The 25,766-nt window shown below is 55.4% G+C and carries 25 protein-coding genes; 11 read left to right on the top strand and 14 right to left on the bottom strand.

The window, feature by feature from the left end:
• Window positions 1-5: 5 nt before the first annotated feature.
• Window positions 6-536, bottom strand: a complete 531-nt coding sequence (gene rppH, locus IM291_RS14125; protein ID WP_013098553.1) for an RNA pyrophosphohydrolase — start codon at window positions 534-536, stop codon at window positions 6-8.
• Window positions 537-1,219: 683 nt separating this feature from the next.
• Between rppH and mutH the strand changes: the two genes are divergently transcribed.
• From mutH to IM291_RS14110, 3 genes are all read left to right on the top strand, one after another.
• The gene (mutH, locus tag IM291_RS14120; RefSeq protein WP_028014286.1) at window positions 1,220-1,912 is read left to right on the top strand and encodes a DNA mismatch repair endonuclease MutH; all 693 of its coding nucleotides are present in this window, start codon (window positions 1,220-1,222) and stop codon (window positions 1,910-1,912) included.
• A gap of 128 nt (window positions 1,913-2,040) precedes the next feature.
• Window positions 2,041-2,259, top strand: coding sequence for a YgdI/YgdR family lipoprotein (locus IM291_RS14115; protein WP_014885085.1), 219 nt, complete (start codon window positions 2,041-2,043; stop codon window positions 2,257-2,259).
• Window positions 2,260-2,390: 131 nt separating this feature from the next.
• Window positions 2,391-3,431 carry an NADP(H)-dependent aldo-keto reductase gene (locus IM291_RS14110; protein ID WP_028014287.1) on the top strand — a complete coding sequence of 347 codons (1,041 nt, stop codon included), beginning with the start codon at window positions 2,391-2,393 and terminating at the stop codon, window positions 3,429-3,431.
• A 46-nt stretch (window positions 3,432-3,477) separates the two neighbouring features.
• Here IM291_RS14110 and lplT read toward each other — a convergent pair whose 3' ends face one another.
• Window positions 3,478-4,671, bottom strand: a complete 1,194-nt coding sequence (lplT, locus tag IM291_RS14105; RefSeq protein ID WP_028014288.1) for a lysophospholipid transporter LplT — start codon at window positions 4,669-4,671, stop codon at window positions 3,478-3,480.
• Window positions 4,664-6,823, bottom strand: coding sequence for a bifunctional acyl-ACP--phospholipid O-acyltransferase/long-chain-fatty-acid--ACP ligase (gene aas / locus IM291_RS14100; RefSeq protein WP_192987131.1), 2,160 nt, complete (start codon window positions 6,821-6,823; stop codon window positions 4,664-4,666). Before aas ends, lplT begins: the two co-directional genes overlap by 8 nt.
• 624 nt (window positions 6,824-7,447) lie before the next feature.
• Here aas and galR point away from each other — a divergent pair.
• Window positions 7,448-8,464, top strand: coding sequence for an HTH-type transcriptional regulator GalR (galR, locus tag IM291_RS14095; RefSeq protein ID WP_028014290.1), 1,017 nt, complete (start codon window positions 7,448-7,450; stop codon window positions 8,462-8,464).
• Here the strand turns inward: galR and IM291_RS14090 are convergent.
• Complete coding sequence (locus IM291_RS14090; protein WP_192971662.1) at window positions 8,425-8,910, bottom strand: GNAT family N-acetyltransferase; 486 nt, start codon at window positions 8,908-8,910, stop codon at window positions 8,425-8,427. The two genes, galR and IM291_RS14090, sit on opposite strands and share 40 nt — an antisense overlap.
• 220 nt (window positions 8,911-9,130) lie before the next feature.
• On the opposite strand from IM291_RS14090, the gene IM291_RS14085 reads away from it, so the two are divergent.
• Entirely contained in the window at window positions 9,131-10,168 is a 1,038-nt protein-coding gene (locus IM291_RS14085) for a LacI family DNA-binding transcriptional regulator (RefSeq protein ID WP_028014292.1), read from the top strand.
• Here the strand turns inward: IM291_RS14085 and lysA are convergent.
• The gene (lysA, locus tag IM291_RS14080) at window positions 10,138-11,400 is read right to left on the bottom strand and encodes a diaminopimelate decarboxylase (RefSeq protein WP_045629967.1); all 1,263 of its coding nucleotides are present in this window, start codon (window positions 11,398-11,400) and stop codon (window positions 10,138-10,140) included. The genes IM291_RS14085 and lysA overlap by 31 nt on opposite strands.
• A 122-nt stretch (window positions 11,401-11,522) precedes the next feature.
• Between lysA and IM291_RS14075 the strand changes: the two genes are divergently transcribed.
• Complete coding sequence (locus IM291_RS14075; RefSeq protein WP_048999241.1) at window positions 11,523-12,449, top strand: LysR family transcriptional regulator; 927 nt, start codon at window positions 11,523-11,525, stop codon at window positions 12,447-12,449.
• Here IM291_RS14075 and IM291_RS14070 read toward each other — a convergent pair.
• Window positions 12,444-13,136: an aspartate/glutamate racemase gene (locus IM291_RS14070; RefSeq protein WP_192979267.1), complete on the bottom strand. Its 693-nt coding sequence runs from the start codon at window positions 13,134-13,136 to the stop codon at window positions 12,444-12,446. The genes IM291_RS14075 and IM291_RS14070 overlap by 6 nt on opposite strands.
• Before the next feature lie 133 nt (window positions 13,137-13,269).
• Here IM291_RS14070 and IM291_RS14065 point away from each other — a divergent pair, with 133 nt between their 5' ends.
• On the top strand, window positions 13,270-13,593 hold the full coding sequence (locus IM291_RS14065; protein ID WP_192987130.1) for a cupin domain-containing protein: 324 nt from the start codon (window positions 13,270-13,272) through the stop codon (window positions 13,591-13,593).
• A 37-nt stretch (window positions 13,594-13,630) separates the two neighbouring features.
• Here IM291_RS14065 and wzz(fepE) read toward each other — a convergent pair whose 3' ends face one another.
• From wzz(fepE) to IM291_RS14035, 6 genes are all read right to left on the bottom strand, one after another.
• Complete coding sequence (wzz(fepE), locus tag IM291_RS14060) at window positions 13,631-14,755, bottom strand: LPS O-antigen length regulator Wzz(fepE) (protein WP_048999239.1); 1,125 nt, start codon at window positions 14,753-14,755, stop codon at window positions 13,631-13,633.
• Between the two features lie 187 nt (window positions 14,756-14,942).
• Window positions 14,943-16,358, bottom strand: a complete 1,416-nt coding sequence (locus IM291_RS14055) for a sugar porter family MFS transporter (RefSeq protein WP_028014298.1) — start codon at window positions 16,356-16,358, stop codon at window positions 14,943-14,945.
• Between the two features lie 312 nt (window positions 16,359-16,670).
• Window positions 16,671-17,432, bottom strand: a complete 762-nt coding sequence (gene kduD, locus IM291_RS14050) for a 2-dehydro-3-deoxy-D-gluconate 5-dehydrogenase KduD (RefSeq protein ID WP_048999238.1) — start codon at window positions 17,430-17,432, stop codon at window positions 16,671-16,673.
• Between the two features lie 63 nt (window positions 17,433-17,495).
• Complete coding sequence (kduI, locus tag IM291_RS14045) at window positions 17,496-18,332, bottom strand: 5-dehydro-4-deoxy-D-glucuronate isomerase (RefSeq protein ID WP_059358101.1); 837 nt, start codon at window positions 18,330-18,332, stop codon at window positions 17,496-17,498.
• A gap of 235 nt (window positions 18,333-18,567) precedes the next feature.
• Window positions 18,568-19,746: an acetyl-CoA C-acetyltransferase gene (locus IM291_RS14040; RefSeq protein ID WP_028014300.1), complete on the bottom strand. Its 1,179-nt coding sequence runs from the start codon at window positions 19,744-19,746 to the stop codon at window positions 18,568-18,570.
• 93 nt (window positions 19,747-19,839) lie between these two features.
• Window positions 19,840-20,706: a LysR family transcriptional regulator gene (locus tag IM291_RS14035; protein ID WP_063155120.1), complete on the bottom strand. Its 867-nt coding sequence runs from the start codon at window positions 20,704-20,706 to the stop codon at window positions 19,840-19,842.
• A gap of 104 nt (window positions 20,707-20,810) precedes the next feature.
• Here IM291_RS14035 and IM291_RS14030 point away from each other — a divergent pair, with 104 nt between their 5' ends.
• Together IM291_RS14030 and IM291_RS14025 are read left to right on the top strand one after the other, a co-directional pair.
• On the top strand, window positions 20,811-21,272 hold the full coding sequence (locus IM291_RS14030; RefSeq protein WP_041908370.1) for a multidrug/biocide efflux PACE transporter: 462 nt from the start codon (window positions 20,811-20,813) through the stop codon (window positions 21,270-21,272).
• A 119-nt stretch (window positions 21,273-21,391) separates the two neighbouring features.
• A complete protein-coding gene (locus IM291_RS14025) occupies window positions 21,392-22,621 on the top strand; it encodes an amino acid permease (RefSeq protein WP_045260918.1) in 1,230 nt (409 codons plus the stop codon).
• A gap of 36 nt (window positions 22,622-22,657) precedes the next feature.
• Here IM291_RS14025 and IM291_RS14020 read toward each other — a convergent pair whose 3' ends face one another.
• Both IM291_RS14020 and yjdI read right to left on the bottom strand, forming a co-directional pair.
• Window positions 22,658-22,930: a GNAT family N-acetyltransferase gene (locus IM291_RS14020; RefSeq protein ID WP_028014304.1), complete on the bottom strand. Its 273-nt coding sequence runs from the start codon at window positions 22,928-22,930 to the stop codon at window positions 22,658-22,660.
• Between the two features lie 10 nt (window positions 22,931-22,940).
• Window positions 22,941-23,171, bottom strand: coding sequence for a 4Fe-4S mono-cluster protein YjdI (gene yjdI, locus IM291_RS14015; protein ID WP_008499689.1), 231 nt, complete (start codon window positions 23,169-23,171; stop codon window positions 22,941-22,943).
• 178 nt (window positions 23,172-23,349) lie between these two features.
• Between yjdI and IM291_RS14010 the strand changes: the two genes are divergently transcribed.
• A complete protein-coding gene (locus IM291_RS14010) occupies window positions 23,350-24,990 on the top strand; it encodes a sensor histidine kinase (protein WP_192987129.1) in 1,641 nt (546 codons plus the stop codon).
• Window positions 24,974-25,669, top strand: coding sequence for a response regulator (locus IM291_RS14005; protein ID WP_192987128.1), 696 nt, complete (start codon window positions 24,974-24,976; stop codon window positions 25,667-25,669). Before IM291_RS14010 ends, IM291_RS14005 begins: the two co-directional genes overlap by 17 nt.
• The last annotated feature ends 97 nt before the right edge of the window (window positions 25,670-25,766 follow it).

The following is a 25,766-nucleotide window of genomic DNA, read 5'->3' as shown; positions in this document are numbered from 1 at the left end:
GTAGCTTAACCTCTTTTACGTCGCCAGGCAGGTGCGCTCTGCGGCTTAGGCGGGATCTCCTGAAGCTGCATCACCACACTTGCAAACTCTTTCATCACCCTACGGTAAACATCGCGCTTAAATGACACGACCTGACGAACAGGATACCAATAGCTCACCCAGCGCCAGCCATCGAACTCCGGCGTACTGCTGGTTTGCATATTGATGTCCGAATCGTTGCCCACCAACTGCAGAAGAAACCACTTCTGTTTCTGGCCGATACAAACCGGCTTTGTGTCCCAACGCACCAAACGTTTCGGTAACTTGTAACGCAACCAGTTGCGGGTCGAGGCAAGGATGCGAACATCTTTTCGGCTTAAACCGACCTCTTCAAAAAGCTCCCGGTACATCGCTTGTTCTGGGGACTCTCCCGGATTGATCCCGCCTTGCGGGAACTGCCAGGAGTGCTGACCATATCGACGGGCCCACATGACCTGGCCCTGACGATTACAAATTACTATTCCTACGTTCGGGCGGTAGCCATCGTCATCAATCACCGGACTACCCCAAACTAAACCTTATATATGAATGATTGTTTCACACTACAGTGAGGCGGTAAACCACTCTCTTACAGGCCTGCAACCTAATAACATTTGAATAACTCACAAATAAGCGCAGAGTTATAAACAGATGTGCGGTCTCGAGGGCAATTTTATTCACCTTTTCTGTGGATATAGTTGTGAAGAAGTGTCTGATTACCGATGAACAACCTGAAATGGCCTCTGCCCTCCCGTTTCTCACCTTCAACATAAAGCTATATTTTTCATGGTTTTATATTCATATCGACAAACAAAATGCAGAATAGTGTGACGATCGTCACAGCAGGGATCGTCGTGCTGATGAAAGATCGAACAGCGTCGGTTTTATCCACAGATTGAGCCAATAAGTTAGGCACAATTTGTCTGAAATTTGGATTTTCGTCGCACGTCAAGGCTGTAAATTGAAACAGTAGTCAGGGTTATGCCCAGTTATCCCATTTTTCTGTGGATAACATGGTGTAAGATCCTGTTTATTGTCAGTGACCAGATTTGAACAACCCGTTTTGCGTCCCTGATGAAACCGTGAAAACTTCATAAAAAAACCTATAAATCATGCACATGGAATATTGGTACAGAAAAAGTTAAACTCTATCCACAGGGGACTGTTTCTTCGTTTATTTTTTAATCAAAAGGTTATCGTCATGCATCCGCTTTCACCCTTGCTCTCACCGCCTTCGAGCGAAAGCCAGTTGCTACAGCAGGCTCAGCGCCTTGCAGGCTTCTCGCTGGGCGAACTGGCGGCGATGGCAGGGCTACAGATCCCGAAGGATCTGAAACGAGATAAGGGCTGGATCGGCATGCTTCTGGAGCTGTGGCTGGGTGCAAGCGCCGGGAGCAAGCCAGAGCAAGATTTCGCTGCCCTTGGCGTAGAGTTAAAAACTATTCCTATCGACCGCCAGGGTCGGCCCCTGGAGACTACCTTTGTCTGCGTTGCGCCCTTAACCGGCAATACCGGCGTAACGTGGGAAACCAGCCACGTGCGCCATAAGCTGAATCGCGTGCTTTGGGTTCCGGTTGAAGGCGAACGGCAGATCCCGTTAGCTGAACGCCGCGTTGGCGCGCCGCTGCTCTGGAGCCCGGATGAAGAAGAGGAGCATCAGCTGCGCCTGGACTGGGAAGAACTGATGGACATGATTGTGCTCGGTCAGGTCGAGCGAATTACCGCCCGGCACGGAGAAGTGTTACAGCTGCGCCCGAAAGCGGCAAACAGCAAAGCGCTTACCGAGGCGATCGGCGCGATGGGCGAACCCATACTGACGCTGCCGCGCGGTTTTTATCTCAAAAAAAATTTCACCGGCGCGCTGCTTGCTCGTCATTTCTTACTTAAAACATAGTTTTTTACTTATTTTGCGAGCTCACAAACATAATCGCCTGGTTTTTAAGATTTTACCGCTTCACCCTGTTGCTATAACGGGTTAATACTACACTATGATTTGATACGAGCCAGATGAGGACGATAACGATGAAAAAATGGGCGGTGTTAATTTCAGCAGTCGGGTTGGCGTTTGCCGTTTCGGGCTGCAGCAGCGATTACGTCATGGCGACAAAAGACGGCCGGATGATCCTGACTGACGGTAAACCTGAAGTCGATGATGATACCGGTCTGGTCAGCTACCACGACCAGGCAGGCAATAAAATGCAGATCAATCGCGACGAAGTCTCGCAAATTATTGAGCGATAACAGTCGGAGGTCAGTAGCCTACTGGCCTTTTTGATTTTTTTCTTCCCCTTTTGCTTCCCCTCTGCCATGTTTATATTCCTTTGTCGGGAGGTTCCTGACGCGGTCTACATGTCTATTGAAGGAAGCCGGCTATGCATTATCACCGTATCCCCCACAGCGCTCTGGAGATAAGTCAACTGGGGTTGGGCACGATGACATTTGGTGAACAAAACAGCGAAGCCGATGCCCATGCACAACTCGATTATGCCGTCAGCCAGGGGATTAACCTTATTGATGTCGCAGAGATGTACCCTGTGCCTCCACGCCCTGAAACGCAGGGACTTACCGAAACCTACGTCGGTAACTGGCTGGCAAAACGCGGTAACCGTGAAAAGCTGGTTATCGCCTCGAAAGTCAGTGGCCCCGCGCGAAACAACGATGCCGGGATCCGCCCAAACCAGATCCTCGATCGCAAAAATATCCGCGCCGCGCTGGACGCGAGCCTGAAGCGCCTGCAAACCGACTATCTCGACCTTTACCAGGTCCACTGGCCGCAGCGTCCAACCAACTGTTTTGGCAAGCTCGGCTACAGCTGGAACGAGAGCGCCCCCGCCGTTACGCTGCTGGAAACGCTGGAGGCGCTGACCGAATGCCAGCGCGCGGGAAAAATCCGCTACATTGGCGTGTCCAACGAAACGGCCTTTGGCGTAATGCGCTATCTGCACCTGGCGGATAAACACGATCTGCCGCGCATCGTCACCATCCAGAACCCGTACAGCCTGCTTAACCGCAGCTACGAGGTGGGGCTGGCTGAAGTGACGCAATATGAGGAAGTGGAACTGCTCGCCTATTCATGCCTCGGTTTCGGCACCCTGACGGGGAAATACCTGAACGGTGCGAAACCGGCCGGGGCGCGTAATACCCTCTTTAGCCGCTTTACCCGCTACAGCGGCGAGCAGACGCAGAAAGCCGTTGCAGCCTATGTGGATATCGCGAAGCGCCACGGCCTGGATCCGGCGCAGATGGCGCTGGCCTTCGTGCGCCGTCAGCCGTTTGTTGCCAGTACCCTGCTTGGCGCGACGACCATGGAACAGCTGAAAACTAACATTGAGAGTTTCCATCTGAACCTGAGTGAAGAGGTATTAGCGGAGATTGAAGCGGTGCATCAGGTTTATACTTATCCTGCGCCGTAGCCTGATGCTTTTGCCGGGTAAGGCGAAGCCGCCACCCGGCTACTTATTAACGGCGACGCTGCCAGATCCACAATCCCGCAATCGCCGCCGCGAACAGCCCACCAAATCCGACGCCAATCGCCACCACCGGGACACCCACTTTTACCGCCAGCGAGTAGAGCCCCAGCATTAACAGCATGGCCAGGTTTTCACCGAGATTTTGAACCGCAATGGCATTTCCCGCCCCGACGGTCTGCTTGCCACGCTCCTGGAGTAACGCATTCAGCGGTACCACAAAGAAGCCCCCCAGAATACCAATCAGGATCAGCAGAGCATAAGCGGGCAATAACGCATGTTGTAGCGAGAAGATAAGCACCACGAGGCCAATCAGGATCCCCGCTGGCATGCAGCGTGCGACCGTTTCAAGCGTCACCAGCTTCGCCGCCGCGCCCGCGCCAGCCACAATGCCGATCGCCACCATCGCATTAAGATAGGTCGGCGTCGCATTGTCCGTAATCCCCAGCGCCACCGGTACCCACAGAACCAGCAGGAAGCGCAGCGTGACGCCCGCCCCCCAGAACATACTGGTTCCCATCAGGGAGAAACGCGTTTCCCCGTTACGCCACAGCACGCGGCACGCGTTAAAGAAACTGCCGGTCATTGGTTTAAAGCGCCAGGATTGCCCTGGACGAGCCACCGGTAGTTTGGGAATAAACAGGTTAGCCACGACCGCCCCCCCATACACCACTGCACACACGCCCAGGGCCGCCAGAACATGCCAGTCGGCCAGCACGCCACCCGCGACGGAGCCGAGGAGGATAGCGGCAATCGTTGAAGACTCCATCAGGCCGTTGGCTTTCACCAGCTTATCGCCCGTAGTCAGTTCTCCGAGAATGCCATACTTCGCTGGGGAGTAGGCGGCAGCGCCGATGCCCACCAGCGTGTAGCCAATAAACGGATTGAAGCCGAAGCAGATACTGGCAGCGCCCAGCAGCTTGAGACCGTTGGCAAACATCATCACCCGGCCTTTCGGGAAACTGTCCGCCACCTGCCCCACAAACGGGGCAAAGATAATGTAAGCGCCCACAAACACCATCTGCAGGATCGGCTGACTCCAGTCAGGGTAAAACTCGGCTTTCAGCAGCGCCAGCGTGGCAAACAGCAGCGCGTTATCACCGAACGCAGAGAGAAACTGCGCGGCGATGACCGCCATCATGCCTTTTGAACGCAGCGAGGTGTTAGTGTGTACTGACTCACGCATTATGCTGCTCCGCCTCGTCAACCATACCTTTCAGGGTCACGAAATCGGGCTTGCCGCTACCCAGCACCGGAAGCTGCTTCAGGTGGCGAATATCGCGCGGCACGGCCAGCTCTGGAATGCCATGCTCACGCGCATAGCTCAGTAACCTGTCGCGCTTAAGCTCAGCATCAGTGGTAAACAGCACCAGCGCCTCGCCTTTGCTGGCATCGCTCTTCACGACCGTGGCGTGCATCTTCTCTGCGGACACGGCCGTCGCCAGCTGTTCAACCATTTCCAGAGAGACCATCTCACCGGCGATTTTGGCGAAGCGTTTTGCGCGCCCCTGAATCTGTACAAAGCCTTGCTCATCGAAACGAACGATGTCACCGGTGTCGTACCAGCCGGTTTCAATCTCGCCGTTGACGTTTTCCGCCGTTGGCGCTTCCAGCACGCCTGGGTTTTCCACGCGCAGGTAACCGTTCATCACGTTCGGCCCTTTCAGCTGCAGGCGGCCACCGTCCTCAATGCCCGGCACCGCCAGCAAGCGCGCATCCATCCCCGGCAGAATTCGGCCCACCGTTCCCGGTTTCGCCGCCATCGGTACGTTGATCGAGACCACGGGCGCACACTCGGTAACGCCATAACCTTCAAGAATGCGCAGGCCAAACTTGTCCTGCCAGATCTGACGCGTGCTCTCCTGCAGCTTTTCCGCACCGGCCACCACGTACCGAACGCGGAAGAAATCATACGGATTGGCGAAACGGGCATAGTTACCCAGGAAGGTTGAGGTCCCGAACAGGACGGTGCAGTTACGGTCATACACCAGCTCCGGCACAATGCGGTAGTGCAGCGGGCTGGGATAGAGGAACACCTCGGCACCGGTCAGCAGCGGCGTGAACAGCCCCACCGTCAGGCCAAAGGAGTGGAACAGCGGCAGCGCCGACATAAAACGGTCATTCGCGGTAAAGTCGGCAATGCTTTTTATCTGCTCAACGTTCGCCAGAATACTCTTGTGGCTGTGGACGACGCCTTTCGGGTTACCCTCCGAACCCGACGTGAAAAGGATAATCGCGTCATCTTCCGGCTGCTGTTTGACCTGAGCCAGATGCGGCACCAGCAGATGCGCAAAAATCCACAGCTTGTCGCCGGTGGTCACGTCCGCTTTTAGATCTTCCAGGAAGACCCAGCGTACCTGGGTCAGCTGTTCCGGCAGATGCCACAGCTTGCCTTTGTCCAGAAACTGTCGGGAGGTAAAGATGGTATTGATTTGGGCGGCGGTAATGGCGCTGGTCAGCCCTTTCACGCCCGCCGTGTAGTTCATCATCGCCGGTATACGGCCACGGGAAACCGCACCAAAAATCACCGCCGCGCTGATGCCCGCGTTTGGCAGCATCAGGCCGATCTTTTCGCCCTTTTTGCTGTACTTCTCAAGAATGCGGCCCACGAACAGCGTCTTGGTCAGCAGTTTACGATAGGTATCAGGGGTAAAGTTGATGTCTTCAATGCAGTTTTTCTTCGCGCCGTAGCGGTACTGCGCCGAAAGCAGGGATTCATACAGCGTTTCGCGCGGACGAACGGCCATGCGCGCTTCCATCATAATCTGGTGCAGCATTTCCCCGGCGATTTTACGGCGATCGCGGGCACGCGGCGCTTCCGGCATCGGTAACGACGTTGGCGGCATGATATGCAGCGTGATTTTGGGGAACAGACGCTGCTTCACCAGCCCCTTAAGGCGGCTGAAATGGGTCAACTCTGCGCCTTCAATGCGCAGCGGCACTACGGTCGCGTTTGATTTCGCCGCGACAAACCCCGCGCCGTCGTAGATTTTCATCAGCGAACCGGTCACTGAAATGCGCCCTTCCGGGAAAATGACCACCGGACGCCCCTGCTCTACCAGACGTACCAGGTGTTTAATCATCATCGGCTTTGTCGGGTCAAGCGGTACGAAATCGATCAGTGGGGTGAGCCAGCGCATATACCATTGCTGGCTGATGGAGGTATAGACCGCAAACACCGGACGCACGGGCAGAAACAGCGCAAGCAGGATGCCGTCTATAAAGGAAACATGATTGGGTGTGATAAGAACGCGCTCGCCACGAAGCGCCTGGGCATCGCCAGTGACGCGGATGCGAAAAAGAATACGGAACAGTGTACGGAAAAACCCAAATAGCATCTCAACTCCCTTTGCCAGACAGTGTGGTGGGTTGACAGTAAATGGTGGCAGATTACACGAGAAGTGATACGGGAGCGACAGCAAAAGTGGAGGCGAAAAAAAACCTGCGCATCCGCGCAGGTTGGTGCAAGAGATGAGTACGAAACCGTACTAAGAATTCTCACCAATCAATACCTCTGGGATCTTGATTGTGGCTGTTGAACCTGCGCTTCGCCAGCAGGAAAACGCAAGGGAATGAGCCGAAATGCAACCAGGTGTGAATATTCTCTTTTGCTGTTACAGGTTGAACGATCAGGCAAAAAAAAACCTGCGTAAGAACGCAGGCTGGTGTAAGTCGTGTTAATCAACCGGAGTTGATTCCACCTATCAATACCTCTGGGATCTCGACTCTACCAACCTCTTTAACGTCATCGCCACCGGACAATCGCAACAGCCTGAGGCAAAGTGTAACTAAAGGTTCAGAATGACATTCTTCTGACATGACCAGGCGTGTAACGATTACACTACCAGGGTTGGTCTGCGTCACGTTTGTGGCGCGCGGAAACCGGCTTCCCTTGAATGGACGTCACTTTTCCGCAACACTATTCAGTGTGTAAACGCTTACCCCAAATAAGAAGGTTATAAATGGCGACAATAAAGGATGTGGCTCGTCTGGCAGGTGTGTCGGTAGCCACCGTCTCCCGCGTGATTAATGATTCACCCAAAGCCAGTGACGCATCACGCCAGGCGGTACAAAGCGCCATGGAAACCCTGAACTACCATCCGAATGCCAACGCCCGCGCGCTCGCCCAGCAGTCAACAGAGACTATTGGGCTGGTGGTGGGAGACGTTTCCGATCCCTTTTTCGGTGCCATGGTAAAAGCGGTTGAACAGGTCTCTTATCAGACGGGTAATTTTTTGCTGATCGGCAATGGCTATCATAATGAACAAAAAGAACGTCAGGCTATCGAACAGCTGATCCGCCACCGCTGCGCTGCACTGGTGGTACATGCCAAAATGATCCCGGATGCCGAGCTAATTCACCTGATGAAGCAAATGCCCGGCATGGTGATTATCAACCGTATTATCCCCGGCTTTGAAAAACGCTGTGTAGCCCTCGACGACCGCTACGGCGCCTGGCTTGCGACCCGTCATCTGATTCAACAGGGTCATACCCGGATTGGCTATCTCTGCTCCAATCACCCCATTTCTGATGCGGAAGACCGCCTGCAGGGCTACTACGACGCCCTGCGCGAAAACGGTCTGCCGTGCAATGACCGTCTGGTGGCCTACGGTGAACCAGATGAGAGCGGCGGCGAACAGGCCATGACGGAGCTGCTGGGTCGCGGACGGAATTTCACCGCGGTCGCCAGCTATAACGATTCGATGGCCGCCGGGGCAATGGGCGTCATGAATGACAATGGGATCGAGGTGCCGGCGGAAATCTCGCTAATTGGCTTCGACGATGTTTTGGTCTCCCGGTACGTCCGCCCGCGCCTGACCACCGTACGCTACCCCATCATCACGATGGCCACCCAGGCCGCAGAGCTGGCGCTGGCGCTGGCCGAACAACGCCAGCCGCCGGAGATTACCCATCTCTTCAGCCCAACGTTAGTGCGCCGTCACTCCGTTGCTGCGCCCGCTGACGCACAGAGCGAATAGCGATACAGGTGTACCGTTTTATCCGGATACTCCAGCCCATCGCCAATATACTGCCAGCCGTAACGTTCATAGAAGTCGCGGCAGGCAGACCAGAGATGAAGTTCCTCGTACCCGGCCCGTGCGGCGAAGCGAATAACATGCTGCTGTAACTTTCCTGCCAGCCCCTTGCCGCGCGCCGCGTCGTCAACGTAGAGCGCCGCCAGCCACGGAAAGAGATCCTGACGGGTAATCAAATCACAGCGCCAGAGTCCCACCGTCCCGAGAAGCCGTTCATCCTCTACGGCGATAAAGGTCAGCGGCAGGGCACCCGGCGTCTGGCTGTGCTCCACGATGCTATGGAAAAAATCCCGCGCAAGCCCCTCGCCAAAGGCCTGCCAGAGCCAGTCGGTGACCTGCTCCGCATAGCGCGGTGCCTCGTAAAGCGGGAGAATGACGGTCTTTTTCACGTTTCACCTGCGTTTTTAATGAATATGCTGGCCTGACGCCTCCAGCCCGGTTTGGCGATTATTTTACCAGAGTCAGACTATTTAGTTTTACTTCCGGCAGGCCAGGCGAATCGTGACCAAAAAGCGTGATCGTGGCAGAAGTTTTGCGCTTCCCGCATCGCTTATACGCTGTCAGGTCTGTGTTAAACTGCAAACCATTACGTGGAAGCAGGAATGTAGAATGGCAACAATGCTGGATGTCTCACTGCGCGCGGGCGTGTCGAAGGCTACCGTCTCGCGCGTGCTGAACGGCACAGGTCAGGTTAAAGAGAGCACGCGTCAGCAGGTCTTTGCTGCGATGGAAGAGCTGGGCTACCGCCCAAACTTTCTCGCGCGTTCGCTGGCTAACCAGACCAGCAACAGCATTGGTCTGGTCGTCTCTACCTTCGACGGCTTTTACTTTGGTCGTCTTTTGCAGCAGGCGTCGCGGCAGACCGAAACCCACGGGAAACAGCTGATCGTCACCGACGGTCACGACGCGCCAGAGCAGGAAGAGCAGGCGGTGCAAATGCTGGCCGACCGCCAGTGCGATGCCATCGTGCTTTACACGCGCTATATGAGCGAAAAAGCGATCATCAAGCTGATTAATACCGTGCAAACGCCGCTGGTGGTCATCAACCGTGAAGTCAGCCAGGCACCGGAGCGCTGCGTGTTCTTCGAACAACAGGATGCCGCGTTTAAGGCGGTGGATTACCTGATCAATCAGGGCCACCGGGAGATCGCCTGCATTACCGTTCCGATCCACACCCCCACGGGTAAAGCGCGGCTGATGGGCTACCGTAAGGCGCTGGAAAAGCACGGCATTCGTCTGGACGAGCGTCGAATAAAGTACGGTGATGCGGGAATGACGCGGGGCTATGAGCTGTGTAAGGAGCTGATTGCTGAAGGGGTGTCGTTCAGCGCGCTGTTTGCCTGTAACGATGATATGGCGCTGGGCGCGTCCAAAGCGCTGCATCAGGCAGGGCTTAAGATCCCGCAGGATATCTCCCTGTTCGGCTTTGACGATGCCCCAAGCGCAAAGTGGCTGGAGCCTGCGCTGTCGTCGGTTTATCTGCCGATAGATAACATGATCGTCACGGCTATCGATCAGGCGATCCGGCTGGCGAAGAACCAGCCGGTCGATGCGATCCCGCCGTTTACCGGCACGCTGGTATTACGCGATTCGGTCACAACGGGGCCGTACTTTAATCAAACGAGTTCCAGCGCCAGCAGTTCCTGAATGGTCTGGCGACGACGGATCAGCCGCGCCTTGCCGTTATCAAACAGCACTTCCGGCAGCAGCGGACGGCTGTTGTAGTTCGAGGACATAGACGCCCCGTACGCCCCGGTGTCGTGCAGCACCAGGTAATCGCCCGGCTTCACCTCGGGCAGCGCGCGGGTTTCAACTTTGCCACCTTCCTGCTGGGTAAACACATCACCGGATTCACACAGCGGGCCTGCGACCACCGTCTCGCGGCGCGGCGCGTGCGTTAAATCGCGGCCATCGGCAGCCAGGGCGGTAATGTGATGGTAGCTGCCGTACATGGACGGACGCATCAGGTCGTTAAAGCCCGCATCAATCAGCACGAAGTGGCGGGAGCCCATCTCTTTGACGCTGCGTACCTGCGCCACCAGCACGCCGGCTTCGGCTACCAGGAAACGACCCGGCTCAATTTCCAGCTTCACGGCATGGCCCAGATGCGCGGCAATTTGATCGCGCGCGGCGCTCCACAGGCCGTAATAGTGATCGGTGTCGATCGCCTCTTCCCCTTCACGATAAGGAATGGAAAGACCGCCACCGGCGGAGATCGCCTCCAGATCCTGACCGAAGTCGACAACCTGGCGCACCATCGCCCCGCACACCTGCTCCAGGTGCCCGTAATCGACGCCGGAGCCAATGTGCATATGAATACCGACCAGCTTCAGGCTGTAGCGCTGCAGTACCTCAAGCGCGGCAGGCATATCGGCATACCAGATCCCGTGCTTGCTGTTTTCGCCCCCGGTGTTGGTTTTTTGGCTATGGCCATGTCCAAAGCCCGGGTTGACGCGCAGCCAGACGCGATGGCCGGGTGAAACCTGCCCAAGCTGCTCCAGCATATCCACAGAACCGGCGTTCACCGGCACCTGCAGTTCATGCACGCGCGCAAGCGTGGCGTCGTCGATCACATCCGCGGTAAAGACGATCGCGTCAGGATCGGTTTTCGGATCAAAGCCTGCCGCCAGCGCACGCTCGATTTCACCCAGCGACACGGAGTCAACCTTCACGCCCTGCTCACGCATCAGGCGCAGAATATGAATATTGGAGCAGGCCTTCTGGGCAAAACGCACCACGTCAAACTGATGCAGGGCGGCGATCTTCTCGCGAACGATCTGCGCGTCGTAGACCCATACCGGGCAGCCAAACTCGGCGGGCAGGCGCAGCAGGTTTTCAGCGTTCAAATCGGTATCCGTCTGGTTGAGCGGGCGTGGCATGGTCTTCTCCGGTTCAATTCATTTTTAATGATTACGCCACAGCGGAAGCAGAATAAAAAATATCGTTTTATCGCGAGTCTATGCAAAAATGATATGGACAGTTCCTTGCCTTCAGGTGCCCTATGCCCGCCGTCAATTTACGCCACATCGAGATTTTTCACGCCGTGATGACCACCGGCAATCTCACCGAAGCCGCGCAGATGCTGCATACCTCGCAGCCGACGGTCAGCCGCGAGCTGGCGCGCTTCGAGAAAGTGCTGGGGCTGAAGCTGTTCGAACGCGCCCGGGGCAGGCTTCACCCGACGGTGCAGGGGTTGCGCCTGTTTGAGGAAGTGCAGCGCTCATGGTACGGGCTGGACAGAATCGTCAGCGCGGCGGAAAGCCTGCGCGAGTTTCGTCAGGGCGAGCTGTCGATTGTCTGCCTGCCCGTCTTCTCTCAGTCCTTCTTACCGACGCTGCTCCAGCCTTTTCTGGCCCGCTATCCTGAGGTCAATCTCACCATCGTCCCGCAGGAGTCGCCTCTGCTTGAAGAGTGGCTGTCGGCACAGCGGCACGATCTCGGGTTAACCGAAACCCTCTCGACACCCGCAGGAACGGCGCGCACGGAACTGCTCGCGCTGGATGAAGTGTGCGTTCTGCCCGCCGGGCATCGGCTTGCCCACAAAGCAGTGCTGACACCCGCGGATTTTCATGGTGAAAACTACATTAGCCTGTCGCAAACGGACAGCTACCGGCAGCTGCTGGATACGCTTTTTTCTGAGCATCAGGTGAAGCGGCGGATGGTCGTTGAAACCCACAGCGCGGCGTCAATATGCGCGATGGTGCGCGCGGGCGTCGGCGTTGCGGTCGTCAATCCGCTTACGGCGCTGGACTATGCAGGAAGCGGGATCGTCATCCGCCGTTTTAGCGTTTCCGTCCCGTTCACCGTAAGCCTTATCCGCCCGCTGCACCGTCCGGCTTCCGCGCTGGTGGACGCATTCACCGAACACTTAGTTGAGCATGCGCGTCAGGTGGCGCTTCGCTTACCTGACCTGCAAAACCCGTTATGACAGCATAAATTCCACGGCATCTGCCGCGTGAATGGCCGCGGTATCAAACACCGGGATGGGGCTTCGTTCGGCCGGCACCAGCAAACCGATCTCCGTGCAGCCGAAAATCACCCCTTCAGCCCCCTGCTGCGCCAGTTTATCTATTACGCTGACGTAATATGCGCGGGAGGTTTCGCTGAAGGTTCCGAGGCAGAGCTCGTCGAAGATAATCTGATTGATGCGCGCCCGGTCCCCCTCATCCGGGATCAGGCTTTCAATCCCAAACTCGCTGTGCAAGCGCCCGCGATAGAAATCCTGCTCCATGGTGTAACGTGTGCCCAGCAAGGCCACGCGCGACATTCCCGAAGCGCGAATGGCGCGTCCGGTGGCGTCCGCGATGTGCAGGAACGGCAGCGAACAGCGCGCTTCAATGTGCGAGGCCACTTTGTGCATCGTGTTGGTACACAGCAGAATGCCCTGCGCCCCCGCACGCTCCAGCCCCAGCGCGGCATAAGCCAGGATTTCTCCGGCTTTATCCCATTCGCCGCTCGACTGGCAGGCTTCGATTTCATGAAAATCAACGCTGTGCAGCAGCAGGCTCGCGGAGTGCAGGCCGCCCAGACGCTGCTTTACGCCTTCGTTAATCAGGCGGTAATAAGGGATTGTCGATTCCCAGCTCATCCCACCTATCAGGCCAATCGTTTTCATCATCGCTCCTTATCTGTTTAAGCCAGTGAAGCAAACTTGTGATCCTGTTTCCAGTTCTTTATTACGTCGTTTTCTTTTTAAGCTGGCCAATGTAAATTAAATAAAACACTGTTTTATTATGAAGGGCAAAGCCATGTTTATGTTCCACAAAGAGACCGCGTCTGAAGATCTGGGGAACGGCGTTAAGCGTCGCGTGCTGGCCCACGGCGGCAGGATGATGGCGGTTGAAGTACAGTTTGAGCAGGGCGCGATTGGCCCACTGCATAACCACCCGCACGAACAGTTAACCTATGTTCTCTCTGGTGAATTTGAGTTTACCATTGGTGAAGAGAAGCATGTCGTAACGGCGGGAGATACCCTCTACAAACAACCACATGTGATGCACGGCTGCGTCTGCCTCAGGGCCGGCACGCTGCTGGACACCTTTACGCCTGTGCGCGAGGATTTCCTGAAATAAAAAAGGCGCTGTAGCAGCGCCTTCATGTGTGCAGAATTTATTCCGTTACCGGCTCTGGCAATGGGTTTCGGCTGAGCATGGCCTCACGGAGTAATACGCTGCCGCAGGCAAACAGAGCGCCAAGGATCGCCGCCAGAATGACAATCATGCCTTTGCCCGGGCCGTCTTTTTTCACCGGCATCGATGGCGAAAGCTGATACCTGAATGGCTCAAGCTTAACGTCTGCGAAGGAGAGTTTTTTCAGCTGCGCCAGGTAATATTCCCGGTTCTGGAAGTCCGCGTTCAGCTCCGTCACATCCTTCAGATTTTTTTCAATCCTTAGCTTTTCCGCGATACCGTCAGCCCCGAGCGCAACGGAGTAATCCGGATCGTCTTTTATCCCTTGTCCGTTGCTATAAACAGGCTTCTTAATGCCCGCCGCATTCGCCACTTCCAGCGAATAGTTCAGCCGCTGCAGGTTGGTGTTATGCACATTGGTCAGACGAACGCGGTCGAGCGTCAGCTGCTGCTCTACCTCGTTCGTTTTGAGGGCGATTTGGTTGCGGATATTCTGCACCGTTTCTTTCTCAACAATTGCCGAGATATAGTTGATATACCCCTCCAGAACGGATTGGGCATCGGCTGCGGTCGGCGCGGTGAAGCTCAATGTCCAGGAGACGAAAGGCGCTTTATCCGCATCTTTTCCCTGAACATCATTCACCGCTTTCATTTTGTCTGCAATATTGACAACCGCACGGTGCAGTTCAAGCGGGTCCACTTGCGCATTCTTGAGCTGCGCCATCACGTAAGGGGAAGAGGTCATATACTCTTCAAGCAATGACTGCGACTGGAATTTTTTAATAAACAGGTCAAAGACTTCCTGACGGGTAACCGGCACCTTCACATCAAGAACCTGCAGCGCAACCATCATCTGGCTCAGCGGGTTCCACTGTGTCTGTTCCGCCGGAGTGATCACCGCTTTACTGGTCCATTTTTGCGGCAGTAGAAGCGCAATTGCCAGACCTGCCAGCGCGAAAACAAAGATAATGGTGGCAATGCGTTTTTTCGCGGTAATCAGAATATCTAACAGGCCCAGAAGATCGATCTCTTTTGAACTGACTGCTGGAGGAGCATATGAGGAAAAATCGAGATCCGTATTTTTTTTGAAATCCATTGCTGACATAGCCGTTCTTCTGTTTCGGGTGCAGTAAATTCCTGCCGGGTGAGTTCAGTTGCCCGATAATACAAGAAACTAAGAATAATCTGAACGCAAGAATGGACTATCTGAGGAATTGCTATCAAAGTTGGTAGTTATTCAGCATCACGCTAACAAAACGCCGGGTGGCGCTGCGCTCACCCGGCATTAACCCTTACACGCCGATATTTCGCAGTTTCTCCCCGCTCATCAGCTTGCGTTCAATATGTTCCAGCGTCACGCCTTTGGTTTCTGGAATTAGCCAGAATGTCACGCCAATAAATGCAACGTTCAGCACCGTATAGAGCCAGAAGGTTCCCGCCGCGCCAATCGCATCCAGCAGCGTCAGGAAGGTCGCGCCGATGATCATGTTCGACACCCAGTTGGTGGTGGTGGAACAGGTGATACCAAAATCGCGACATTTCAGCGGCTGAATTTCAGAGCACAGGATCCACACCACCGGCGCGGCGCTCATCGCGTAGCCAGCAATACACATCATGGTCATGCCCACGGAGAGCCAGGAGAGGCCGCTGGACGCCGTGCCGTTATCAAACTGCATCAGGCAGTAGCCGAGGATCAGGGTGCCAAGCGCCATCACGCTAAAGCCAATTTTCAGCGCAGGCTTACGACCGGCCTTATCGACGGTGAACACCGCGATAAAGGTGGCGAACATAAAGGTCAGCCCCACCACCAGCGTGGCGATCATCTGCTGTTCGGTGGTGGTAAAACCGGCCATTTTGAAGATGCGCGGGGCGTAATACATGATGATGTTCATCCCCGTGAACTGCTGCATCGCCTGCAGCAACATGCCGAGGAACACCGCGCGGCGCACGTTGCGGTTAGCCTTAAACAGCGACCAGCCGCCCTGCTTCAGCTTCAGGCTTTCGCGGATCTCGTTCAGCTCTTCACGCGCTTTCTCAGACGTGTCGCGCAGCATGCGCAGCACCTCTTCCGCTTCCACGTGACGCCCTTTTTGCGCCAGCCAGCGCGGACTGTTGGGCAGGAAGATCACTAAAACAATCAGCACTACCGCAGGCAGCGCCAGCACGCCGAGCATCGCCCGCCAGTTACCGCTGTAGCTGAAGTAGGTGTCAGACAGGAACGCCAGCACGATGCCCAGCGTCACCATCAGCTGGTACATGCTAATCATCTTGCCGCGCACGTTCTCGCTCGCCATTTCGGAGAGATACAGCGGCGCGGTGTAGGAGGCAATCCCCACCGCCACGCCCAGCAGCACGCGGGAGAGCAGCAGCACTTCAACGTTAGTGGCAAACGCCGAACCAATGGACCCGGCAACAAACAGGACCGCCCCGACCATCAGGCTGTATTTACGCCCAAGGCGGAACGAAAGCCAGCCGTTAAACAGCGCACCGATGGCCGCGCCGAGCATCATGCTGCTCACCACCCACTCCTGCAGGCGGTTACTCAGCGTAAAGTGATCGGTAATAAACGGCAGCGCCCCGGCGATCACGCCGATATCCAGGCCGAACAACAAACCGGCCACGGCTGCCGCAATGGAGACAAACTGGTTCATGCGGCGGGTATCGCGCAGCGCGGCGGGCATCAGGGTAGAGTCATTTATAGATGTCATATTTTTCCTGCCTCAACAGCAAAATTCGTTAAATGAAATTACGAGATAGCGGGAAAAAGTGTCAGGGCGGAATTCGTGAAGATATGGATTATTTCGCTATGGCATAGCGATATGTGATGGACATTACAATTTCAACTAATGCTGGATAATCACCTGATATTACTAACTCCTTAATTTTTAAATAATAAAAGTGTGATGGCAGTCATCTATGATTTTTAAGTATGGATTTTTCGTGTTTATCAATATGGACTTTGACAAATTTTAAGTAAAAAAACCTCCGCCGAAGAGCAGAGGTATTTGTCATAAGTTAGGTTATCGCGCCAGCCAGCCGCCATCAACCGCGACGGTATAACCATTGATATAGTCCGATGCCGGGGAAGCCAGGAACACTACCGGCCCCATCAGATCGCTCGGCAGCCCCCAGCGGCCCGCCGGAATACGCTCCAGGATCGCCGCACTGCGTTCTTCGTCCGCGCGAAGCTGCTGGGTGTTGTTGGTGGCCATGTAGCCCGGCGCAATCGCGTTGACGTTGATGTTGTGCTGCGCCCATTCGTTCGCCAGCAGGCGGGTCACGCCCATCACCGCGCTTTTCGACGCGGTGTAAGACGGCACGCGGATGCCGCCCTGGAAGGAGAGCATCGACGCGATGTTAATGATCTTGCCGCCCTTGCCCTGCGCGATGAAGTGCTTCGCCGCCGCCTGGGACATAAAGAATACGCTCTTGATGTTCAGGTTCATGACATCGTCCCAGTCGGTCTCGCTGAAGTTAATCGCGTCTTCACGGCGGATCAGCCCCGCGTTGTTGACCAGAATGTCGATATGGCCAAATTCCGCCACCGCGCGATCCAGCAGCTCCGGAATAGCGTCGATTTTACGCAGGTCGGCGGTCAGGCTGAGAAAACGGCGGCCCAGAGAGGTTACGCGTTCGATGGTTTCCGTGGGCTCAACGATGTTAATCCCGACGATATCACAGCCCGCTTCCGCCAGGCCTAACGCCATCCCCTGGCCCAGTCCGGTGTCACACCCGGAAACCACGGCCACTTTACCCTGCAGAGAAAATGCATCCAGAATCATGTTTGTTCCTTACTCTTTCAGCGCCTGTCATCAACAGGCAGATGTATGCTTAACTGCCCGCGACTAGCGCAGATCCTTAACCGCGACGTGGTCCATGTCATCGAAGACCTGGTTTTCTCCAACCATCCCCCAGATGAAGGTATAGGCTTTCGTCCCCACGCCGGAGTGAATAGACCAGCTGGGTGAAATCACCGCCTGCTCGTTATGCATGACGATATGGCGAGTTTCCTGAGGCTGTCCCATCATGTGGAACACGCAGGCGTCTTCATCCATGTTGAAGTAGAAGTAGACTTCCATGCGACGTTCGTGGGTATGGCACGGCATGGTGTTCCACAGGTTGCCCGGGGCCAGTTCGGTCAGACCCATGCTGAGCTGGCAGGTTTCCAGCACATCCGGCACGAAGTATTTATTGATGGTGCGGCGGTTGCTGGTGAGGTTGTCGCCCAGCGTCACGGGCGCAACGTCCGCGGGCGTTACTTTTTGGGTTGGATAAGCGGTGTGCGCCGGGGCGCAGTTGTAGTAAAACTTTGCGGGTTTACCGCCGTCGATGCTGGCAAAGACCACCTCTTTCGCCCCTTTGCCGACGTACAGCCCGTCGCGGTGGCCAATCTCGTAGCACTGGCCGTCCACGGTAATCGTGCCCGGCCCGCCAATATTAATCACCCCCAGTTCACGACGCTCCAGGAAGTAGCTTACGCCCAGCTGCTTGCCTACTTCACCGCCCACGGAGACGGTTTTAGCCACCGGCATAATGCCACCCACGATAATGCGGTCGATGTGGCTATAGACCATGGTGTATTTATCGGCTTCGAACACCTGCTCAATTAAAAACTCGCTGCGCAGTCCCTGAGTATCCAGCGTTTTGGCGTGCGCGCTGTGGATGCTTTGTCTGACGTCCACGGTAACCTCCAGATGTGGTCATGCCCGAAGGCAGAAATTAAACGAAACGACGTTTCGTTTTATGATGAGCACATACTAGCGGCATAAAATAGGGTTTTCAATTGTAATTAAAACAACGTTTCATTTTTTGTTTTTGTTTATAACAGAAATGACGCGCGGATCACGATTACTTCCCATGAAGAGAAGAACACGATAAAAAAAACCTCCCGAAGGAGGTTTTTTAAGGGAGGAGAAATTAGCGTTCGATGGCGAGCGCCACGCCCTGTCCGCCGCCTATACAGAGGGTAGCGATCCCTTTGCGCGCGTTTCGCTTTTTCATTTCGTGGACCAGCGAAACCAGGATTCGGCAGCCGGACGCGCCGATGGGATGACCCAGCGCAATTGCACCGCCGTTCACGTTGACCCGCAGCGGATCCCACTCCAGCATTTTGCCGACCGAGATCGCCTGCGCGGCAAAGGCTTCGTTCACTTCAATCAGATCGACATCCGAAAGCTGCCACCCTGCGCGCTCCAGGCAGCGACGGGTAGCGTAGACCGGCGCAATCCCCATCAACGCAGGATCCACGCCCACGCTGGCAAACGCCTTAATGCGGGCCAGCACGGGGAGATCGAGCTCAAGGGCTTTACTTTCGCTCATCATCATCACGGCGGCGGCACCGTCGTTAATGGACGAGGCATTGCCTGCGGTGACCGAGCCCTGCGTTTCAAACGCGGGATTCAGTCTCGCCAGGCCTTCCGCGCTGGCATCCGTGCGCGGCTGTTCATCGGTATCGACGACGATCGCCTCGCCGTTCTGACGCTGCGTGCTGACCGGGACAATCTCGTCGCGAAAGCGACCGGAATCAATCGCGGCACGCGCTTTTTGCTGCGAACTGAGCGCATAGGCGTCCTGCAATTCGCGGCTAATGCCGTACTCGCGCGCCAGGTTTTCTGCCGTCACGCCCATATGATAGTCGTTGAACGCATCCCACAGCCCGTCATGCACGAGGCTGTCGAGCAGCTGGCTGTTACCCAGCTGCGCGCCGGTTCGGCTATCGGTGAGAACGTGCGGCGCGCGGCTCATGTTCTCTTGTCCGCCAGCTATAACCACATCCGCTTCACCGCACTGAATGGCCTGGGTGGCGAGATGCAGCGCTTTTAACCCTGAACCACAGACGTCGTTGATGGTAATGGCGGAGACGGTATTGGGCAGCCCACCCTTCAGCGCCGCCTGACGCGCAGGGTTTTGCCCGGCACCGGCCGTGAGAACCTGCCCCAGGATCACCTCATCAACTTCATGGGCTGCGATCCCGCTACGTTCCACCAGCGCTTTAACGACCACGCTGCCCAGGTCAACCGCCGAGTGACGCGCAAGCGCTCCCTGAAAACAGCCGATAGCCGTACGCAACGCACCCACTATAACGACATCTTTCATCACGACCTCTGTGTTAAATGACATGACGATAGTAGAGGATTGTTACTGGCAATTATCTTAATTGTTTAAAAATAGTGAGTTTAATCACAAGGATTAGCGTGCATCCTGCAGATACTGCCGTAGCCAGCTTCCGGCCACGCCGGGAGGGGATCGTTTATTCCACAGCAGATCGATGCCGATCGCCCGTGGCCAGCCGGGAACATTGAGCTGTACCAGCGACTTCGCGGCGGCGAATTCATCCACCAGCGCGCACGGCAGCACGCACCAGCCGAACCCCTGGACGGCCATACTCAGCAGTAACAGGTAGTTCGGTGCTGACCAGACGGGCCCGCGCGCGATCTCAGCCTCGCGCTCAAGGTAGGTGCTGAGCCTCAGCTCCCGCCAGCCGTGCAGCTCGTCGCTCTGCACCTCGTATTGTCCGGCGAGCGGATGCGTGGTCGCGGCATATATCGCCATTCGGGTCTGCACCGGCAGCCGGGTAGCGCCAATATCCGTAGGATAACCGTCTCGCGCTTCCGTCAGCCCCACCTGCGCGCGCTCCTTTTGTAGCAGATCGATCACGTCCTCTTCCTCGCCAATCAGGCATTCGAATTCCGTGTGGGGAAAGCGAGCGTCAAACTGCTTCATCAGATCTTCAAGCACGTCGGGGTTGAGGGTATCGGAGAGGACAAACGTCAGACGCGCCTCCGTTTGTGCCGTTAACGACACCGCCAGTTCATCCAGCCGCGTGCTGGCGGCGAGGATGGCCTGCACATAGCCCAGCACCTGTTCTCCCTGGACCGTTAACACCGGCTGGCGCGCCGAGCGGTCAAACAGTTCGAAACCCAGATCGGCTTCAAGGTTGGCAATGGAGGTGCTGATCGTCGACTGGCTTTTACGCAGCCTGCGCGCGGCAGCAGAGAAAGAGCCTGCCGCAACGGTCTCAACAAACGCGGTAAGAGCTTCAGGTGAATAGCGCATAAACTATCTACTTTATCGATGGATACTATCTTTAATATATCAGCTTTAGCGATAAAAATAGGCTGCATCAACGCCCATACCGGTGAATAAATGAGGTCTACACTATGCAACATCAGGATGCACTCCAACGTAAGCTGCCGGAGCGGATCTTTCATGCTGTCTGTTTCGAAGGGATTGCCACGGCAATTCTCGCCCCCACGGCGGCATGGCTGATGCAGCGCTCGGTGGTGGAGATGGGTGGGTTAACCATTATCCTGGCTACCACCGCCATGCTCTGGAACATTATCTATAACTTCGGTTTCGACCGTTTCTGGCCTGTCCAGCGCGTAAAACGTACGGCAAAAGTGCGCGCGCTGCACGCCCTGGGGTTCGAATGCGGGTTTATTGTAATCGGCGTGTCGATTGTCGCCGCCGTGCTGGGCGTGACCCTGCTTGAGGCATTCACGTTAGAAATTGGTTTCTTCCTGTTCTTCCTGCCATACACCATGTTCTATAACTGGGCATACGATAACCTGCGTGAGAAATTCCTTAAGCGTCGCCAGCAACGACGCGCTCTGGCAGGCTAAACCCCCGCTGGCCGGACGCCTGTTCCGGCCAAACTCCGTCGAAGCAACTGCGCTCTTCAGGCATAACTATGGTAAATTGCACGCCATTCTGATGGTTTGTTAGTTGAAACGTTGCTCTAATGTCGAAAATTTGGTCAAAAGATGAGACTCTCTGGAGTTTCGCTCTCTATGGCACGGCCGTGGGCGCAGGAACGCTGTTCTTGCCCATTCAGCTGGGCTCCGCAGGCGCTATTGTCCTGTTTATCACCGCCCTCGTGGCCTATCCGTTAACCTACTGGCCGCACCGGGCGCTGGCGCAATTTATTCTCTCGTCAAACACAAAAGGTAATGAAGGGATCACCGGCGCCGTCTCCCACTACTATGGTAAGAAGATTGGCAATCTGATCACCACGCTCTATTTCATCGCCTTCTTTGTGGTGGTGCAGATTTATGCGGTGGCCATTACCAACTCGTTAACCGAGCAGCTGGCAAAACACCTGACGGTGGACACCACCGTTCGCGTGCTGGTCAGCCTGGGGGTGGTGCTGGTATTGAATCTGATTTTCCTGATGGGACGGCATATCACGATAAAAGTGATGGGTTTCCTTGTGTTTCCGCTGATTGCCTATTTCCTGTTTGTCTCGATCTATCTCACCGGAGGCTGGCAGCCCTCGTTGCTCACCAGCCAGATGGCCTTCGATCGCCAAACGCTACATCAGGTATGGATTTCAATTCCGGTGATGGTGTTTGCCTTTAGCCATACCCCGATTATCTCAACGTTTGCCGTTGACCGTCGCGAGAAGTTTGCCGACGGTGCCATGGATAAATGCAAGAAGATCATGAAGGTGGCGTACCTGATTATCTGCCTGAGCGTGCTGTTCTTTGTCTTCAGCTGCCTGCTCTCTATCCCACCGTCCTATATTATGGCCGCCAAAGAGCAGGGGGTGACGATTCTGTCTGCGCTGTCGATGATGCCGTCTTCCCCAGCCTGGCTCGGCATTTCCGGGATTATCGTGGCGATCGTAGCGATGTCGAAATCGTTCCTCGGCACCTATTTTGGGGTGATTGAAGGGGCGACGGAGATCGTGAAGTCGTCGCTAAATCAGGTGGGGATTAAAAAGAGCCGCGCCTTTAATCGCGCGATTTCCATTATGGGAGTGTCGTTAATCACCTTTGCGGTCTGCTGCATTAACCCGAACGCCATCTCGATGATTTACGCCATCAGCGGCCCGCTTATCGCCATGATCCTGTTTATCATGCCGACGCTGTCGACGTATCTGATCCCTTCCCTGAAACCGTACCGCTCCATTGGCAGCCTGCTGACGCTGGTCGTCGGCGTGCTGTGCGTGTCGGTGATGTTTGTTGGCTAGACGTACTCGTGCCCGGCGTGCTGCCGGGCGCGTTATTTACGCCCGAATATCGTCATATTCCCGCGTCTTATCAAACTCATGCTTCGCAAACGGGCACAGCGGAATAATTTTGCGGTTCTCTCCGCGCATCTTCTCCACCACTTTCGCCACCAGCTGTTTACCGACGCCCTGCCCTTTCAGGCTCTCATCCACATCGGTGTGCTCGATAATGCTCAGGTGCTCGCCGGTCGGCACGAAGACAATCTCCGCGACCTGGTTGCCGTTCTCATCATTCACGTAAAACTTGTTATGGCCTTCCAGAATATCCATGGTTCCTCGCTTATTTTTGGCGATACTTCAGCGCACCGCTCGGGCAGGTATCAATCACGCGTACAACCGTTTCAACGTCCACTTCATCAGGAATGATCCACGGCTTACGTTTCAGATTAAACAGCTTTGCGCTCCCACGCACGCAGTTACCTGAGTGTTTGCAGATCCCGGTATTAAAGTAAACGTCAATTTTCTCGCCGGTATAGGCCCGGTACCCCGCATCCAGTAGTTCTTTATCCATGACATTGCCTCTGTAATTATTATCGTGCTGAATGAAGCATAGCCTTACGGGATCCTGATGGCTATAACGCCGAAAACGAAAAGCCAGGTCACAACTCTTTTCTCGCCAGATTGCGTCCGCTATTGGCACATGTCAGGCTCCGCAAATCTCTCACTTTCATAGGGCTAGCACAGGTTGAATGAAACGCAGACTCTCTTTTCAGGTAAAGCTGTTTTTAGCGCTGGTGTGCTTCTCCTGCCTGCTGTTAGTTCTGCTGGGAACGATCCTGTTTCATTTTATTGACCGACAGCTACACCACGATTTGGGCCAGCGCGCCCGGGTTCAGGCCAGTGAAATCGCCCTGATACCGGGTCTGGCGGAAATGGTGGCAGCCAGAGATATCCCCGGTATCGCCCACTTGATACAGCCGCTGCGTGCCGAAAGCGATGCCAGCTATATTGTGATTGGCGATACCCGTGAACAGCACCTTTATCATTCGGAATCACCGGAGCGCATTAATTTACCGATGATCGGAGGGGATAATGCGGAGGTGTTAAAAGGCAAAACCATTATTTCCGTGCGTCAGGGTGGGATTGGGGTGTCGCTGCGCAGCAAAGCGCCAATCTTTAATGCGCAGCATCAGGTAATTGGCATCGTCTCGGTCGGCTATCTGACCTCGTATATCGCCAATATTAACGCCCGCATTCTCTGGCAGGCTGGACTGTACGGTATTGCCCTTCTGCTGTTGCTGTTTATTTTCTCCTGGCTGTTTACCCGCAATCTTAAAAAGCAGATGTTCCGCCTTGAGCCGAAAGATATCGCCCAGCTGGTTTTGCAGCAACGCGCGCTATTAGAAGCCATGTACGAGGGGGTATTTGCCATCAATGAAGAGAAGCGGCTGATTTTAATTAACCGGGCAGCCAGGGAGATGCTCGATATTCATCAAAGTGAGAAAGAACTTATCGGCAAACCGCTGGAAGACGTTCTGCAGACGTCGCCGGGCTTTTTATCCCAGCGCTACGCCTCGGTAAGCGCTGGTCGCCACGACCAAATCGCAGTGCTTAACCAGCGAGAGGTGATCGTTAACCGCGTGGCGATTGAGGTCGAACCCGGCGTTGAAAGCGGCTGGGTGTACAGCTTTCGCGACAAAAACGACATTAACACCCTCAGCAGCCAACTGAGCCAGATCAAGCGCTATGCGGACAACCTGCGCATTATGCGCCACGAGCAACTGAACTGGACTGCGACGCTGGTGGGGCTGCTGCAGATGAAACACTATGACGAGGCGATCCGTTACATCCAGATGCAGTCAGAAGGCGCGCAGCGCGTGCTGGACTTCGTTTCGGCCCATTTTTCCTCTCCGGCCCTGTGCGGGCTGCTGTTAGGAAAATACGTCAGCGCGCGCGAAAAAGGCGTTGAACTGCAGTTTGACCCGGCCTGTCAGCTCACCCGCATGCCCGGCACGCTCAACGAAACGGAGCTGATGTCCATTATTGGTAACCTGCTGGATAACGCGGTGGACGCGACCCTTAAGGCACCGGTCCCCGCGCCGGTGGAACTCTACATTTCTGACCGCAACCAGGAGTTGTTGATAGAGGTGGCAGACAAAGGCTGCGGTGTGGATGAGGCGGTGAAGCCACACATTTTCCGCCAGGGGGTCAGCAGCAAACCGGAAAGTGAAAACGACATTGTGGGTACCGAGCACGGTATTGGCCTGTTTCTGGTGGCAGGCTATATCAGGAAAGCGGGCGGCAGCATAGAGATCGCCGACAACACGCCGCAGGGCACCATTTTTTCTGTGTTTATTCCCAATGGACAACAGCATGACCCGACCACTTGACGTTGTGATCGTTGAAGATGAACCGCACCTGGCGGAACTGCATCGCGAGTATATCGAGCAGAATTTTCACTTGCGCGTGGTGGGCATCGCCGCGTCGATTGAGCAGGCATGCCGCCTGATTCGTCAGCATCAGCCGCGGCTTATCCTGCTGGACAACTATCTCCCGGACGGTAAAGGCGTGGAGCTCATCGATAACCCGCTGCTGAAAAGCTATGAATGCTCGGTGATCTTCATCACCGCCGCCAGCGATATGCAGACCTGCAGCCATGCCATGCGCAGCGGCGCGTTTGACTACCTGATCAAGCCCGTCTTTTTCCAGCGCCTGCACGCCTCGCTGGAGCGGTTTATGCGCTTCGTCCATACCGTGCAGCAGGTCAAGGTGGTCGACCAGCACGCGCTGGATCGTCTGTTTAATCTGCCTGCCGCGGAAGCCTCCATTACGCCGTCGACGAAGGGCATTGAACCCCAAACGCTGGAAAGGATTAAACGCCTGTTCGCCGAACATCCCGACAGCGCGATGTCGGTTGAAGAGGTAGTGGATAACGTGGGGATCAGCAAAACCACGGGGCGTCGCTACCTGGAATACTGCGTGGAGAGCGGGTTAATCATCGTCGAAATGCTGTATGGCAATATTGGTCATCCACGGCGGCTATACCGCAAAGCCGACGATAAACCGTAATCCGAAACCGTTCGCAGGCAAACGTTCGCGGATTTTATGGTGTTAATTGCTGAAACGATGGTGACAGTCACACTTCGGAATCATTGCCCGCGCCTCC

It is taken from the genome of Enterobacter cloacae complex sp. P27C (genome assembly GCF_014895705.1).
GTDB lineage: Bacteria > Pseudomonadota > Gammaproteobacteria > Enterobacterales > Enterobacteriaceae > Enterobacter > Enterobacter bugandensis.
Note: the sequence above shows the minus strand (reverse complement) of the source record. Positions and strands in the feature narration are given on the sequence as shown.

Bases quoted from the DNA above. Each gene is read 5' to 3' on its own strand.
- IM291_RS14010 (WP_192987129.1), top strand. From the start codon at position 23,350: ATGAAACGCAGACTCTCTTTTCAGGTAAAGCTGTTTTTAGCGCTGGTG.
- kduD (WP_048999238.1), bottom strand. From the start codon at position 17,432: ATGATTCTGGATGCATTTTCTCTGCAGGGTAAAGTGGCCGTGGTTTCC.
- IM291_RS14035 (WP_063155120.1), bottom strand. From the start codon at position 20,706: ATGCGCTATTCACCTGAAGCTCTTACCGCGTTTGTTGAGACCGTTGCG.
- yjdI (WP_008499689.1), bottom strand. From the start codon at position 23,171: ATGGATAAAGAACTACTGGATGCGGGGTACCGGGCCTATACCGGCGAG.
- IM291_RS14005 (WP_192987128.1), top strand. From the start codon at position 24,974: ATGACCCGACCACTTGACGTTGTGATCGTTGAAGATGAACCGCACCTG.
- IM291_RS14110 (WP_028014287.1), top strand. From the start codon at position 2,391: ATGCATTATCACCGTATCCCCCACAGCGCTCTGGAGATAAGTCAACTG.
- mutH (WP_028014286.1), top strand. From the start codon at position 1,220: ATGCATCCGCTTTCACCCTTGCTCTCACCGCCTTCGAGCGAAAGCCAG.
- IM291_RS14070 (WP_192979267.1), bottom strand. From the start codon at position 13,136: ATGAAAACGATTGGCCTGATAGGTGGGATGAGCTGGGAATCGACAATC.
- IM291_RS14020 (WP_028014304.1), bottom strand. From the start codon at position 22,930: ATGGATATTCTGGAAGGCCATAACAAGTTTTACGTGAATGATGAGAAC.
- aas (WP_192987131.1), bottom strand. From the start codon at position 6,823: ATGCTATTTGGGTTTTTCCGTACACTGTTCCGTATTCTTTTTCGCATC.
- IM291_RS14030 (WP_041908370.1), top strand. From the start codon at position 20,811: ATGCAACATCAGGATGCACTCCAACGTAAGCTGCCGGAGCGGATCTTT.
- IM291_RS14085 (WP_028014292.1), top strand. From the start codon at position 9,131: ATGGCAACAATGCTGGATGTCTCACTGCGCGCGGGCGTGTCGAAGGCT.
- IM291_RS14040 (WP_028014300.1), bottom strand. From the start codon at position 19,746: ATGAAAGATGTCGTTATAGTGGGTGCGTTGCGTACGGCTATCGGCTGT.
- IM291_RS14065 (WP_192987130.1), top strand. From the start codon at position 13,270: ATGTTTATGTTCCACAAAGAGACCGCGTCTGAAGATCTGGGGAACGGC.
- IM291_RS14075 (WP_048999241.1), top strand. From the start codon at position 11,523: ATGCCCGCCGTCAATTTACGCCACATCGAGATTTTTCACGCCGTGATG.
- IM291_RS14115 (WP_014885085.1), top strand. From the start codon at position 2,041: ATGAAAAAATGGGCGGTGTTAATTTCAGCAGTCGGGTTGGCGTTTGCC.
- IM291_RS14055 (WP_028014298.1), bottom strand. From the start codon at position 16,358: ATGACATCTATAAATGACTCTACCCTGATGCCCGCCGCGCTGCGCGAT.
- lysA (WP_045629967.1), bottom strand. From the start codon at position 11,400: ATGCCACGCCCGCTCAACCAGACGGATACCGATTTGAACGCTGAAAAC.
- galR (WP_028014290.1), top strand. From the start codon at position 7,448: ATGGCGACAATAAAGGATGTGGCTCGTCTGGCAGGTGTGTCGGTAGCC.
- lplT (WP_028014288.1), bottom strand. From the start codon at position 4,671: ATGCGTGAGTCAGTACACACTAACACCTCGCTGCGTTCAAAAGGCATG.
- IM291_RS14025 (WP_045260918.1), top strand. From the start codon at position 21,392: ATGTCGAAAATTTGGTCAAAAGATGAGACTCTCTGGAGTTTCGCTCTC.